Annotated in this window: 11 protein-coding genes and 1 pseudogene; 6 read left to right on the forward strand and 6 right to left on the reverse strand. The window is 67.2% G+C overall.

Annotated features, from left to right (window positions below; all coding sequences use genetic code 11):
• Positions 1-89 precede the first annotated feature (89 nt).
• Positions 90-656 (reverse strand): hypothetical protein, encoded by a 567-nt coding sequence (locus tag ABT170_RS21280; RefSeq protein ID WP_351869579.1) that lies wholly within the window; start codon positions 654-656, stop codon positions 90-92.
• A gap of 1843 nt (positions 657-2499) precedes the next feature.
• On the reverse strand, positions 2500-4410 hold the full coding sequence (locus tag ABT170_RS21285) for a PucR family transcriptional regulator (RefSeq protein WP_351869581.1): 1911 nt from the start codon (positions 4408-4410) through the stop codon (positions 2500-2502).
• A gap of 653 nt (positions 4411-5063) precedes the next feature.
• Here ABT170_RS21285 and ABT170_RS21290 point away from each other — a divergent pair.
• Positions 5064-5852 (forward strand): helix-turn-helix domain-containing protein, encoded by a 789-nt coding sequence (locus ABT170_RS21290; protein ID WP_351869583.1) that lies wholly within the window; start codon positions 5064-5066, stop codon positions 5850-5852.
• A 16-nt stretch (positions 5853-5868) separates the two neighbouring features.
• Here the strand turns inward: ABT170_RS21290 and ABT170_RS21295 are convergent, their stop codons facing one another.
• A complete protein-coding gene (locus tag ABT170_RS21295) occupies positions 5869-6705 on the reverse strand; it encodes an MmyB family transcriptional regulator (protein ID WP_351869585.1) in 837 nt (278 codons plus the stop codon).
• Between the two features lie 155 nt (positions 6706-6860).
• Between ABT170_RS21295 and ABT170_RS21300 the strand changes: the two genes are divergently transcribed.
• The 3 genes and pseudogenes from ABT170_RS21300 (at position 6861) to ABT170_RS21310 (ending at position 10194) form a co-directional block, all read left to right on the forward strand.
• Entirely contained in the window at positions 6861-7445 is a 585-nt protein-coding gene (locus tag ABT170_RS21300; protein ID WP_351869587.1) for a hypothetical protein, read from the forward strand.
• Positions 7438-8709, forward strand: a complete 1272-nt coding sequence (locus tag ABT170_RS21305; protein ID WP_351869589.1) for an MAB_1171c family putative transporter — start codon at positions 7438-7440, stop codon at positions 8707-8709. Before ABT170_RS21300 ends, ABT170_RS21305 begins: the two co-directional genes overlap by 8 nt.
• Before the next feature lie 281 nt (positions 8710-8990).
• Positions 8991-10194: pseudogene (locus ABT170_RS21310) on the forward strand (IS110 family RNA-guided transposase).
• A 17-nt stretch (positions 10195-10211) separates the two neighbouring features.
• Here the strand turns inward: ABT170_RS21310 and ABT170_RS21315 are convergent.
• Both ABT170_RS21315 and ABT170_RS21320 read right to left on the reverse strand, forming a co-directional pair.
• Positions 10212-10448 carry a hypothetical protein gene (locus ABT170_RS21315; protein WP_351869592.1) on the reverse strand — a complete coding sequence of 79 codons (237 nt, stop codon included), beginning with the start codon at positions 10446-10448 and terminating at the stop codon, positions 10212-10214.
• A gap of 177 nt (positions 10449-10625) precedes the next feature.
• Positions 10626-10844: a hypothetical protein gene (locus tag ABT170_RS21320; RefSeq protein ID WP_351869595.1), complete on the reverse strand. Its 219-nt coding sequence runs from the start codon at positions 10842-10844 to the stop codon at positions 10626-10628.
• 27 nt (positions 10845-10871) lie between these two features.
• On the opposite strand from ABT170_RS21320, the gene ABT170_RS21325 reads away from it, so the two are divergent.
• On the forward strand, positions 10872-12044 hold the full coding sequence (locus ABT170_RS21325; RefSeq protein WP_351869598.1) for an NAD(P)/FAD-dependent oxidoreductase: 1173 nt from the start codon (positions 10872-10874) through the stop codon (positions 12042-12044).
• Between the two features lie 19 nt (positions 12045-12063).
• Here ABT170_RS21325 and ABT170_RS21330 read toward each other — a convergent pair whose 3' ends face one another.
• On the reverse strand, positions 12064-12516 hold the full coding sequence (locus tag ABT170_RS21330; RefSeq protein ID WP_502970548.1) for an NUDIX hydrolase: 453 nt from the start codon (positions 12514-12516) through the stop codon (positions 12064-12066).
• A 651-nt stretch (positions 12517-13167) separates the two neighbouring features.
• Between ABT170_RS21330 and ABT170_RS21335 the strand changes: the two genes are divergently transcribed.
• The gene (locus tag ABT170_RS21335) at positions 13168-13566 is read left to right on the forward strand and encodes a hypothetical protein (protein ID WP_351869603.1); all 399 of its coding nucleotides are present in this window, start codon (positions 13168-13170) and stop codon (positions 13564-13566) included.
• Positions 13567-13613 lie beyond the last annotated feature (47 nt).

A 13613-nucleotide genomic window follows, 5' to 3' on the forward strand; every position in this document is an offset into this window, starting at 1 on the left:
TCGCCCCAGGGGGGTGGAAGCGAGGGCCTGACTGCGCTTGATGCCGGCCGCGGCGGAAGGAGCGCCGCGGGGCCGGGAGCTGGGTGGTTCTACACGGTCGGCGACGCGCTGAAGTTCGTGCTGCGGTAGCCCTTGCCGTCCCTGTTCCAGTCCAGCTGGATGATGCCGTCGGCGAGGTATCGGCCCGAACCGGCCTTGTACTTGATCGTCCCGGTCGTGTAGCTGCCGTTGCCTGCAGTGTTGCCGTGCTCGAGTTTGTACTCGAGGCCGGTGAAGTTCGCCGACTTGACGACCGGGTCGGGGCCGGAGACGGACTTTTTGGTCTGGAGGTGGAAGCGTGCCCCATCGAGCGTGTCCGTCATGTTGACGTACGCGACGGGCCCTTCGAAGTTGACCTTTGCGTAGGCGTAGATGTAGCCGCCGGAACGCTTGGCACAGAGGCTGACGTCGAAGTTGTAGTTGTCGGCCCAGGGCCCTGAGTAGGCAGGGTTGTCGACGGAGGCGCTACTGGTCTTGCAGCGATAGCTCGCCGCCGAGGCGGTCGCGGCACTCGTGAGCGTGACACTGGTGGCGGCGAACAAAGCGACGGCCGACGACGCGGCCACGCGGATGACGCGACGGGAGCGGGACTGCTGCGAGCGGAGAGCGGAAGTCATGTTGCCCTTCGGGGAGCGGGTCGGTAGTTCCTTCGTGCCGTGGTCCAGCGGGATCAGACGGCCAGCTGGTAGAGGCCTTCGCTGCGGACCTGCCGCGGGCCCTACTGGGCCGGCCCGATGTCGAGCGTGCGGATATGCGGCCGCTCGTCTTGGCCCGGCTGACGCTGCCGGGCACGGGGCACAGCGGGCGCCACGCTGGAGCAGCAGGGAAACGAGGGTGCTGTCGCTGACACGGCAGAGGCGGGACATGCCGGCGCCGAGCGTGGAGGCGCTGGCATCCCGATGGCGGGGTGCGTTGTGCGGCGCGGCAGGAGCAGCTGCTGGGAGGCCGCCTGGCTCCTGCCGCGCGCCGTCGCTCAGGGGAAGCGGATCTTCCCCGGGCGGTGGCCAGCCGCGAATCTGCTAAATCCGCGAGCGGCTCTGCTGGGCGCCGGGCGGGCGGGTGCTAGCCGCTGAGCCTGGAGGCGCCGAGGTCCTGGGTACGGCCCGGCTTCAGGAGGGAGCGCCGGTTGCCATACGCCGGCATCACGTCTGTGCGATCTGCCGGATAAGTGGTGAGGTGCATCTGCATACGTTTCGCCCCGGATTTTCAGGGGGTCCGGCACCAGGAAGACCGACGATCGACGCTGTTGCAGCGGGTCGCGCTGGTCTATCCTGAGCTGCGCCGACGTGGTCCAACACGTTGGCGGAAGACCCCAGTGAGTTCTTCGGATCTGCTGGTGGTGACTCTGCCGAGAGTCGTTTTGCGCATGCCCTGTGCAGGGGCCTGGTTGTGCACTGGCGGCGGGTGATCCGGAGGACGTGGCTCCAACCAGTCCCCCGGCACCCGCCTCCTGGTGTTCGCGGCGTTTTCCGCCGTGCACACCCAGCTGCCTTCTTCTTTCAAGTCTGCGGCCCAGACCCCGCACTCCTCGTGCGAGGTGTCCCGCATTGTGGCCGTGCTCGGCAAGTGCCGTGCGCACCGCGGGACTTCGGGGCCTAGCTGAGCTTGCACCGGCAACGTTATGCATATGCTCAATGCACCACCATTACGCGCATGCACAATCTGACCGACACCACCTGGGGGTTGTGCACCACTCGCCATGATCACGACTCTGAGGTGCACTTTCAGCAGCATCCACCTTGCGGAGCTGCACACTGGTGCGACCAATGACGCGGGATTCAGTTTCTTCAGATGCACCGCCGGGAAGCGAGGGCGGCACGGTTGGCCGACACGTTCCCGCCCCCACATCGTGGCCTTGGATCTCCTGTACGTCGACGGGCGCAGCCTCGGCTCAGCCGCGGTGCGACGCAGGTCGATGGAGAAGCTGTTCGACCGGCGCCGGCTTTCGCCGCCCCGGGCCCCGTGCCCCTCGACCGTTGCCCCGGGAACCGTCCGCACGTGGCTGTCGTGGTCGGTGGCCGATTGTCTGAGTGGAAGGCGGTCTTCTTCAAGGGCAGCGGGCAGCGCTACTTCCCCGGAGTGCGGGCATGGCGCACGTACCGGATCGGCGACAACACCGAAGCCCTGGTGGCGGGGCGACCCGCCACGATCGGAGCCCCGCTGAGCGCTGCGGAACGGCCGCATCCGTTGCAGGGCCGTTCTCTCTCGGCGGTTCGGGGCCCGTCGGGAGCAGCTCGATGTCACGTTCGTGGAGTACGGGCTCGTCCGCGGAGGTGAGCGCGGGCATCTCCCGCGATGGTGCGGGCAGCTGGCGCCACCTGGTCCGGCTGTTTCGCGTGCGTGAGATAGCGGTCGCCGATGTGCGGTTGTTCGAAGCTCCGTAGCCGGGCGAGTGACCGCACCGCTGGACGGTTGCCGCCAGTGAACCGGCCGGTCAACACCCGGCGGCTGGGCTCGTCTTCAGGCGGCGCACAGTTCGCGGCCGGCCACAGGGATGGCGGGTTCGCCCGTCACGAGATACAACGCGAAATGCAGGTCGCGCATACCGCTCAGTGAGGAGAGGTCACGGGACAGATAGCCTTCCAGCGCCCTGAGGTGGGAGCGCACCGTGGCCTCCGACAGACCCAGGGCTCGCGCGGTCGGTTCAACGTGAGCGTCGAAAGTGAGCCAGGCCGTCGCCGTTGTGAGCAGGCCGCGACGGTCCGCGCGGGCAGAACTCAGCATTGCCTCTGCCCATGCATAGATCTCGGGCGCATCGAGCAGCGCCCTCAGTGTGGGCGCCTCCCCGCCGAGCAGCCCGGCCGGGGGCACAGAGGGTTCCCGGTGGGTGACGACCTCGAGCGCCAGGCCGACGGCGATGCGGTCCCTCAGGGCGGCGAAGTCTTTGTCCAGCAGTTCGGCGGCGCGGGCCACCCGCCGGGTCACGGTGTTGCGGTGCAGGTCCAGGCGGCGAGCAGCCACCGTGTAGGGGTAGGCGAGGGCTGCGGGCAGGGTCTCGCGCATCTGCTCCCACTGGGTGTCGGCCTGCATGAGGGGCTGCAGAACGCTGCGCGCCCACAGTTGTGCGGCGTGCTGCGGGAGCAGACTGACCAGGTCGGTGTCCTGTACGGACAGGGCTACGGAATCCGGCTGGCGGAGGGCGAACCGCTGGGCGGTGGTCGCCTCGTTGACGGCGTCGGCGAGCAGGGACAGGGAGTAGACGCCGCTGCCGCCCAGCGAGGCGTCGGCGCCGAGTGCGGAGACCAGGCGGGTGAGTTCGCCTGCGACGGTGTCGTCGGCCTCACCGGGCCGGACCGGGTGGATAACGAGGACCCTGTCGTGCCGAACCGGATCGGCGACCACCAGGGTGTTACCTGCCGTGGCGGTTTCACAGCGGCGCATGGTGGCGTCGCGTCGGGTGTGCGAGGTTTCGATGACGAAGGCCCGGGCGTTGTCCGGGTCGAGCAGCCCGGGTGCGAGGTTCCTCATGACTCGTCGGGCCTTGGAGACCTCGCCGTCGAGCAGCAGTTCCACTGCGGCGACGCGCGCGGCGCAGGAGGCGGTGGACGCGGCGCGGTACTCGCAGCGCGCCTGGTCGACGAGGCCGAGGATCTTGGCGGTGTGCCGCAGCAGGCGGAGGTCGGCTTCGTCGAAGGGCGTTCTGCGGGCGACGGCGAGGACAGCTTCCGCACCGGAGGACGGAGCGAGGGAGATGAGTTGAGTGTGGGGGCCGGTGGTGCCTGCTGGAGCAGTGCTCTCCACGGACTGGCGGATGATCGCGTGGGCGAGGTGCTCGGCGGCCGTGGGAGGCGAGGCAGCCAGGACACGTTCCCGCTCGCTGACCAGGACCTGGACATCGAGGGCGCGGGCCAGCCAGTCGGTGATGCGCTGCATCGCCTTATGGTCGGTCAGTTGGGCGGGCAACTGCTGTACGAGGGAGTTTATTTGGGATGCGCGTTGCTCGGCGGCCAGGAGGAGGTGCGTCTGGATGCCTGCGTGCACGTCCGCCCAGGACTCGTCGGGTGCGGTAGTGACGAGCAGGGGGATGCCGGTCTGGTCGGACATGTCCCGGAGCGCCTGCGGGAATGGTTGGTGCACCCCCGGTGCGGAGCTGACGACGAGCCCGGCGCACTCGTCGATAGCCATCTGCTGCAGAAGCGTCTCTAAGGCGACCGCGACGCGGCCTCGAATGCGGAAGGGTATCGCCCCGGTGACCAGGACCAGGGCGCCCGCGGCAAAGCTGCGCGGAACGCCGGTCTTCAGCATCACGGACAGGGGCAGGGTGATCAGTCCTGCGACCTTCGTCGCCTGGTGGGGCGCAGGATTCCGCGGCCATGCGAACTTGAGTTCGAGCGATGGTTTGTCGGCAGGCAACGAGCCAAGGGTCGTCATGCGCTCTCCTCGTTGCGGGCCCGAAAGGCGGGCCGGTCCTGGCGAGATTGGGAAGTAGCGGGTTTTCCGGTCGCACTGGTCGAGGTGACGGCCAGGCAGACGATCAGCACTTCGGACCCGCGTCACCGTCGACGGGAACGGTGACAGCCTTGAGGTGCGAGGTTCCGGGCGAGGCGGGGAAGGCGACGGCCGCGGCAGCCTCCTCGGGGACGGCCAGGGCCGTTCGGTCCGGGGACCCGCTGCGGGCGCTCCCGGGGCGACGATTCTGCCGGTGAGGCCGCACGCCTGCTCTCGGGACAGGGAACGGGCGAGTTCGACAAGGCCGCCAACCTGAACTGCCCGTTTGCGCGCCCAGCATCTACTCCCCCTCAAGCACGTCAAGCAGGTCGCAAACTTGACGTTGATCGCACACGAAGATCGACGGTTCTTCAGATAACGACTGCTGGTACCCCCCCTGGGCTGAGCTGCTGTGGCGATACTGCCGAACGCCTGTAAAACTGTCAACAAACGTGGGGATGTACCGAGTCAGGCATCAGCTTTCCCCACATTCGTGGATCGGGCTCTGGCGTGGGCTGTCCGCGCCCGCTAGGCTGACGCTGGCTGTGATCTCATCGCACGGCTGACCGCCAACGGAGCAGGAGTCTGTCTCGGCCATGGATGCTGCCACTGGGGCGTCAGATGCGGATGAGCTAGCGGCGGATGAGCTAGCTGAGGTCGTCGGCGCAATCGACGAGCTGCTTGCGCTCTCGGACTTGGGCCGCGAGGCTATCGACCTAGAGGACCTCACGCACAAGACGGGTATCCCGGCCGGCCGTGTGATCGAACTGCTCGACGGTGCACGTCCGGCGACGAGTCCCGAGCGCTTGTTGAGCGAGCAGCAGGTCTTCGTTCAGCGGCTCCGGTTTCTTCGCGAAACCCGCCGGGCGGCGGGAGGAAAAGTGTTCACGCTCGATGAGATCGCCGCCGGCGTCGGGATCTCGCACGGCGCAGTGGGCTACATGATCAACGGCGATCGCACGCCCAGGATCATCGTGGCCAAGAATCTGGAACGCTTCTTCGGGGTGACACCGGGATTCTTCACAGCAAGCGAGCACCAGTTGCTGCTCGGTGCGCTCAGGCCGGTTCGCGACGAACTGCACTACCTCGCGCTCCTCAAGGGCAAAGGCATAACCCAGATCGCTTTGCGGAGCACCGCGGCCGCCGATGACAACAGCACCATCGCCAAAGAACTGCGTTCTGCGCTCGCTACTGCTCTCACCCAGCAGACCGGGGTCGACGAGGGACAGGATCCGGAGGTTCGCGAGCTCTCCAAGCAGCTCACCTCGCTGCCCCCGACAAGCCGGCACCGCGTTATGCCGGTCATCCGCAGCTTGCTGGGACTGGTCCCCCCTGACGATGACGGCAGCGAGAGTTCTGCCCAGCGCACCCGAACCGCGCGTTGACCCCCTAAGGGGGACGTCAGCCCGGTCCCGACGACAACTGGGGGCTGGTCTGGGATTCGAACATCACTATGATCATGCGCGCCCCGGGGGAAGCGTACGGGCTGGCTGCGACCATGCGCGCGGTGCCCGGTCCGCGCAGCGGGTGGAGCATCCGGCGCACCGCTCCGTCGGGCGCGATGGACGCTTCGGTGCACCCTGAATAGATTGGACCGGCCTGGGGGTCCGCGCGCACGTCGTCCTCGAGTCGCCGGAGTACGTCGTTGATCGGGTGCTCGGCCAGCGCGGCTTGGACCTGGGCGGAGACCGCCGGTGCCCACGTGCTCTCCCAGTCCACCAGCGTGGTGCGGGCTTCGTCGGCCAGCAACATCCAGCGCGCGGTGTTCCTCGGCGCCAGACCGCCAACGAACAGATCCGCGAAGGGCTGGTTGTGGACCAGCAGGTTCCAGGCAAGGTCGGTGACGTACATCATCTCTCGCTGCCCGTCGCATGCGGCTTGCCACAAGTCACGAGCCGCCAGGTCGATCACGGGTTCCAGCTGCTGGACCGGCTTGTGGCCCAGCGCATAGATGCACAGCAGGGTGTACTCATCAACACTGAGCTGCAGGATCTCGGCTACCGCAGCAAGGTACGCCTCCTTCGGGTTGGCGAGCAGACCGTGTACCAGGCGGTTGTAGGTGCGTTCCGCCCGGTTGGTCAGGGTGTCGATGTCGACCTGCGTGAGACCTTTGGTCTTCGGACCGGGCTTACCGCTGCGCGGCGAGGGAAGTCCATGGTCTTCCGCCCGGATGGCCGCCCTTTTGGGCTCCAGGAGCGCGGCGATGAGATGTGCGGACTTGCTACCCCTTTTTGGCACCCTTCGCTCCCTCTGCGTGGCTCTCGGTCCCCCAGTATGCCGGGCGCGAATTGCTGCAACGACAATGCCGTAGATCGAACACGTTCGATGAGCGAAGATCTGTAGCGGAGCGGGCGGTCTGTTTGTTTTGCGGAGACGAGGAGGGCTGCGACCCGATGCATGCCAAGGCGGGCCATTTCCAGGAGAGGCGCGCGTCCGTCTCCCTCTTGGACTCAGTCCGGGAGCAGATCTCCATATTCCTGGCAACCCGGTCTGCAGTGCGACTTATCAGACGCGAGATCGGGCTGTCCGGCGGTCTGTCCATCCAGGCTCTGGTCGACCATGTGGCGCTGAAGAGGGGCAAGCCCATCACGCTGACCGAGGCGCCTCTGCCTCCTCAGGTCTCCGGCTTCTGCGCTCGGGGGCGCGATCGCGACTACATCGTGGTGGACGCCGGAGCCAGCGAGCTGACCAGGCGTCACTCGAGCCTGCACGAGCTCTTCCACCTCTGGAAGGAGCATCCGACCGAGCACAGCGCGCACCAGTCGGTGACGGAGGACGTGGTGCGGCAGCTTCTCCCTGGTCTGAATCCCGGACCGGTGGTCCAGGTTTTGACGAGATCCCACTACCACGACGATCACGAGCGGCGAGCCGAGGCATTTGCAACCGTGATGCTCGATCGCTACCTCCAGCTGACGGAGGACCAGCAACAGACGGGGCTGGTCACGTCGGCGCTCTCGCACCGGCGTTCAGGTGTCTGAGCACCTCTCCAACGTCGTCTATCTCTCCGTTGCGATGACGACGTTGATGCTGGCGCTGTGGAAGGCGTTGGCGCTGCGACGTGATCCGACAGCACCCCTGGCGCTGACGGCGTCCATGCTGCTGTGTGCGACCTTCGTCTACGCCATGGCGGCTCCGGTGGGGTACCGCACGGTCGGCCAGTGGGCCGGGGAGCCCAGCTTCGCGACGCTGCCCGTCTATCTCGGCATCCTGACGTGCTTCTCCTTGGTGCACATCATCACCCTGCTCTGGGATCCCCGCCTTAGCCAACAGCCTCAGCACCTGCGGCGCACGGTGTCCGGATGGGTTGTCGGTTACCTCGGCGCCGCCACGCTCATGATCATCTTTTTTCTCCTGGCAGACCTGGACCACCCCGCGGACCCGCTGCGCTTCAACACAGCCTTCGCCGACGACCCCATGGTGCTGCTCTTCCTGGCCGTCTTCCTCGCGACCCTCTCCAGCGGCACACTCAACACCTTCCGGCAGTGCCGCAGTTTGCGGCTCTCCGATCCTCAGCTGCAGCACTCCCTTCAGGCTTTCGGGGTCGCCATGCTCGGGGTCTTCGGATACGTCGTCTGCGGAGCCCCCGCGATTGCCGCTGCGGCGCTCGGCTACCACGGCCTGGACACCGTTGGCGTCTTCGGGTCGACGTGCGGAGTGATCGGCACCATCGTCATGTGCTACGGGCTGTCGGGGTCCGCCGTGGCGGTCTACTTCAGGCAGCGCCAGGACTTCCGGAGGCTCCAGCCACTGTGGGAGCTCGTCGTGGCCGGGGTCGATGAGGATCTCGCCTACAGCAGCGACTCCTCGCGGAAGCGGCTCCCCGCAGCGAACGTCGGCTTCAACTTGCACCGCCGTGTCATCGAAATCCTTGATGGCACCAGAGCGCTGCGTCGCTGGCTGTCCCCTGTCCCCGTGGAACGCCTGTACAGCCTTGCGGCCAAGGACACATGGGGGAAGGGGGGCGGTCTGTCCGGGTCTGAACTCCAGGCCGCAGCGACAGCAGCCGCCCTACGAGATGCCGTGCGCCGCCTTCAAGAACTACGGGAATCCCCCGTGCCCGGCGGGACACACCAAGACACCCACGGCCCCAGCGAGCCCACAGCGCTTCCCGGCGACGATACTCCCGCCGGCGCAGAGCGCGAGCGGCTGCTGCTCGTCGCGAAGGCCCTGTCGCACCCTCTGGTCGCCGCGGCGCTGCAGGAAAGCACGGCGAGCGCCCCTCCAAGAGGCCCTCGCGCCTAGCGCGGCTCCCAGTTTGAGGCACGACCAGACACCTCCCCCCCGTTACCGTCTTCGTGGCTCCGCAATGGGGCCTCCGGCCTTCGGGCCCGGCATGACTTCCCCCTCCTGTTGAAGTTGATGATCCGGGGGGTGGTGTCACCGGGCCCGGAGGCATCGACGGACCGCTGATGAGGGGCTTGAGCACCGGCTTCACCCAAGACCGGAAGAGGTCTCCGTAACGTGGATGTGGCAGCTCGGTGCCGAGGCAAGGCCGGACGAAAGCGTGATGGAGGGGCCGGCACGTGATCGACACCGGCAACATCGACGTCTTCCTCGGTCTGGACGTCGGCAAGGGCGAGCACCACGCCACCGCCGTCACCCCGGCCGGGAAGAAGGCCTTCGACAAACGCCTCCCCAACACCGAGCCCAAGCTCCGCGAGCTGTTCGCCAAGCTGAAGGCCAAGCACGGAACGGTGCTGGTCGTGGTCGACCAGCCGGCCTCGATCGGCGCCCTGCCGCTGGCGGTCGCCAGGGACATGGGCTGTCCGGTCGCCTACCTGCCGGGGCTGACGATGCGGCGGATCGCCGACCTCTACCCCGGTGAGGCGAAGACCGACGCGAAGGACGCGTTCATCATCGCGGACGCGGCCCGCGCGATGCCGCACACGCTGCGGGCGATCGACGGCGAGGACGAGACGATCGCCGAGCTGGAGATGATCGTCGGGTTCGACGACGATCTGGCCGGGGAGGCGACCCGGGTCGCGAACCGGCTGCACGGCCTGTTGACGCAGATCCATCCGTCGCTGGAACGGGTGCTGGGGCCGCGGTTGCAGCACCCGGCCGTCCTTACGCTGCTGGAACGGTTCGGGTCACCGGCCCAGATACGCAAGGCGGGACGTCGGCGGCTGATCACCCTGCTGCGGCCGAAGGCGCCGAGGATGGCCGAGCGGCTGGTCGAAGAGATCTTCGCCGCGCTGGACGAGCAGACCGTGACGGTCCCGGGGACGGAGGCGGCCGCGCTGATCGTCCCCAGTCTGGCCGCTTCGCTGACGGCCGTGCTCGACCAGCGGAAACTGCTGGCCGGGCGGATCGAGGAACTGCTGGAGGGCCACCCTCTTTCGAAGGTCCTGACCTCGATGCCGGGGGGTCGGTGTCAGGACCGGAGCCCGGATCCTGATCGAGGTCGGCGACGGCAGCACCTTCCCCACCGCCGGCCACCTCGCCGCCTACGCAGGACTCGCACCCGCGACCCGGAGCTCGGGCTCATCGATCCGCGGCGAACAGCCCTCCCGGAGAGGAAACAAGCAGTTCAAACGGGCTTTCTTCCTCTCCGCGTTCGCCGCACTGGGCGACCCGGCCTCGCGGGCCTACTACGACAAGAAGATCGCCCAGGGCAAGCACCACACCCAGGCCCTGCTCTGCCTCGCCCGCCGCCGGGCCGACGTCCTCTTCGCGATGCTCCGCGACGGAACCTTCTACGAACCCCAACCCGCAGGAGCCAGGTGACGGTTCAGACTCACCGGTCAGTCCTCCTCCGGCCGAAGCCGTCGGCGAGCGGCCTCAAGCCGCTGGTCATAGCCAGGCGCGAACAGCCCAGCAAGTGACTTGTCCAGCGTCCCGGCGATGCGATGGATCGGCGCCCAGACCGCCGGATCGTCGACAACCCGGCTCAGGTCCGTCATCTGCAACTTCTCCAGCCAGTCCGACAAAACCAGCGCCTCGTCACTCGTGAGCTTGATCGTGACCTGGCTATCACCCATGCACACCCCTACGGCTCGACCCCGTCCTCGACCACACGAACCTACTGGCCATCGACCTTGACCAAACACATAGGGGCCCCCGAGCAACGAGGACCTGGCCGTGCCTGCGGGTTCTGTACGGCCAACGCTCCCCCGTCTGCGGGCTCATACTGAGCGGACGAGTGGGCCGACCTACCGTCATGCCATGCCGCCGGCAACCTCGCCCACGACAACGAGGCCCGCCTCATCAGCAGGGAGCTGAACTTGAAAAGTGCTGTAGTGCTGGGCGGAAGCTTCGCCGGCCTTCTCGCCGCGCGCGTTCTGAGCGATCACGCCGAAGAAGTCATCATCATCGAGCCAGGACAGGGCCCTGCGGGGCAGAAAGCTCCCGGGCAGCCCCACCACCAGCAGCTCCACTCTCTTCTGGCAACGGGGCACAGCCAGATGGAACGCTGGCTTCCCGGCATCACCGACGAACTGGTCGCCCACGGCGCACGCTTGGGCACAGGTGCATCTGTGCAGTTCTACAGCGACGGTGTTCTGAAGCCGCCCTCAGACGACATCGACATGCTCGGCGCCACCCGGCCTTTCATCGAGCGCCATGTACGCGACCGGGTCCTGTCCATCGGCAAGGTACGCATAGTGGGCGCACAGGCACGCGATCTCCTCTTCGAGGGCAGCCGGGTCAGTGGCGTGCGCATTGCCCGCTCCAGCGGTGCGGGCAGCCCAGCATCCGAGGATGAGATACGAGCTGACCTGGTCGTCGATGCGATGGGCCGGTCCAGCAGACTGAGCACCTGGCTCGAAGCACACGGCTGGGAGAAGCCCCCTGTGGACCGTCTGAGAATCGATCTCGGATACGCCACCGCGTGCTTCCGCCGAGGCGAAGAGCTCCCCGACACCGTCATCGCCCACAGTTCTCCCGGGCCTGCCAGCGGGTACCAGCAGCGGTTGAGTGAGCCTGGCGCGCTCACGGCCGTAGAGGGAGACCGGTGGTCGGTCGTCCTGGCCGGCTACGGCGACTACCGCCCCGGCGAGGACCCTGACGAGTTCCTGCGCCGGATGCGCCGGTGCGTGGCTCCCCTGCGCGAAGTGGCCAACTCCTGCGAGCTGATAGGTGAGGTCACCCCGTACTCCTTCAAGGAGAGCCAGCGGCGGAACTTCGCCCAGATGAAGAAGTTTCCCGGCGGACTGGTGGTGGCCGGAGACGCGGTCGCCTCGGTCAACCCCATCTATGGCCAGGGCCTGACGCTGGCGACGCTCGCTGCGTCCTCGCTCTCCGCCCATCTGCGCTCGGCCATGTCCCCCCGCGACCCGGCGCTCGGATATTTTCGGCGTCTCGGCTCAGCCGTCGACGCGGCCTGGCAGATCTCGACCGCGGCCGATCTGGCCCAGCCGCACGTGACCGGGCCTTACCCCCGGGGGTACTGGATGACCCGGCGTGCCGGTGACATGGTCGCGGCCGCCTCCGTGATCGACCCGATTGTCAACCGCACCTTCACGTCCGTCTTGCACATGCAGGCGCACCCGCGGGCACTCGCACGGCCCAGCGTGCTCCTGCGCTCAGCGCGAGTCCTGGCCAGCACGTGGAGCCCCCGCCGCTCGGTGGACAGCTGATGCTTCAGGTCGGTCGCAGCTACGACGTCGCCGTTCCCAGGGCCCGGTACCGGCTGTAGGCGTCGCGGCTGTCAGAGACGAAGGGCCACTCCTGCATCGCCTTATCGAGCTCTTCGTCCGTCAGCCAGCCGTGCCAAGCCACCTCGGCCGGCTCGGCGACTATGTCCTCACCGTCCACGATGGTCTCGAACACGAAGAACCAGTAGGGGCTCATCTCGCCTTGGCAGAGGAACTTGAACAGCGGACGGACCGTCCCTCGCACTCCGAGTTCCTCGGCCAGTTCCCTGGACGCCGCCGCCTCGTAGGATTCGCCGACCGCGACGGCGCCCGCGACGAGCCAGCTGTACTGGCCGGGGAAACGTGTGCTGCTGTCGGGACGCTGGTGAACCAGAACGCGGCCCTTCTCGTCGCGGACCAGGACCATCGCCATGCGGTAGAGCAGCCGGTTTTGTACCGCCTCACTGCGACTCACATGCCCGACAACTCGATCCTGTCCATCCACGTGCTCAACTAGCTCCATATCCCTACCTTCGCAGAACCTGCAACGACATCGACACTCCCCCCTACGACAACGCCGGTCTCCCAAACCACAGCACGATCTGGGAGGCCGGCGCTACTCACCCCCAAACGATGGTGCTAGTAAGGCCTTCAGAGGCGACGACACGTGTGGCGAGATCCACTTGCCCCTGAAGGCAGTCCTGCGATTCGGGATCCGGGGCAAAATGGGCATGCTGTTCCCTGACGAGCAGTTCCCCGACCTGTTTCCGCACCGGGGCAGGCTTTGGTCGCCGGGTCGGTCGGCTCTGGTGTTGGTTTCGCAGTTCGTGAATTTACTGACCGACAGTCCAGCGGGGTACGCGCTCGGCTGGAGGTCGCCGATCCTGGCTTCGACTAATCGGTGCTGTCGTAGTTCCAGGACCGAGCGGCCTCAGCGCGGGACCCGAATGGGTGACGCGGTCATCCCTGACTCAAGAGCGGATAACTCGGCCAGGGCCAGCGCACGGTCAGTCGCCGTCTCATACCTGCCATGTCCATCAACGCGTGCCGGTTGACGGGCTGTCCGGTCACCATGCAGGCCCCGCCGAGGAGCGCGGCGCGGTGCCAATGCGCGTCTCATTACGCGATGGGTCACCGACGCTACGGCGACGTCTCCTTGGAGACTTCCGTGAACAACGCCGACCCTGCCCGCCGCCCGAAGCCCCTGCCCGAGATCGGCACGACCTACGCCGACCGCAGCGAGATGTGGCGCCACCACGTCCTCGGCGCACGCCAAGTACACGTCTGGACTGTCACCAGCCACATCAACGGCCGCGTCGCCTTCAACGGCCACACCGAGCCGACGCTCTCTCCCTACTGGATCCGCAAGCACCTCATGCCCTGCGAACCCGACGGCTCCCCCACCGACCCCACCTACGTCGAACCCGAACGCGCCTACCTCCAGGACATCGAGCGGCAGCACGCCGCCCTTCCCCCGCTCGACCAGGTCATCAACGAACTGATCGCCGAGAAGCTCCGGCCCTGACCACGCACCGTTCCGGTGCCGGGCCCTGCGGGGCCCGGCACCCCGAC

The organism is Streptomyces sp. NPDC001787 (assembly GCF_040297465.1).
Lineage (GTDB): Bacteria > Actinomycetota > Actinomycetes > Streptomycetales > Streptomycetaceae > Streptomyces.

Excerpts from the sequence above, each read along its gene's own strand:
- ABT170_RS21300 (WP_351869587.1), top strand. The coding sequence starts at position 6,861 with ATGCATGCCAAGGCGGGCCATTTCCAGGAGAGGCGCGCGTCCGTCTCC.
- ABT170_RS21335 (WP_351869603.1), top strand. The coding sequence starts at position 13,168 with ATGGGTCACCGACGCTACGGCGACGTCTCCTTGGAGACTTCCGTGAAC.
- ABT170_RS21280 (WP_351869579.1), bottom strand. The coding sequence starts at position 656 with ATGACTTCCGCTCTCCGCTCGCAGCAGTCCCGCTCCCGTCGCGTCATC.
- ABT170_RS21290 (WP_351869583.1), top strand. The coding sequence starts at position 5,064 with ATGGATGCTGCCACTGGGGCGTCAGATGCGGATGAGCTAGCGGCGGAT.
- ABT170_RS21285 (WP_351869581.1), bottom strand. The coding sequence starts at position 4,410 with ATGACGACCCTTGGCTCGTTGCCTGCCGACAAACCATCGCTCGAACTC.
- ABT170_RS21315 (WP_351869592.1), bottom strand. The coding sequence starts at position 10,448 with ATGGGTGATAGCCAGGTCACGATCAAGCTCACGAGTGACGAGGCGCTG.
- ABT170_RS21325 (WP_351869598.1), top strand. The coding sequence starts at position 10,872 with ATGGAACGCTGGCTTCCCGGCATCACCGACGAACTGGTCGCCCACGGC.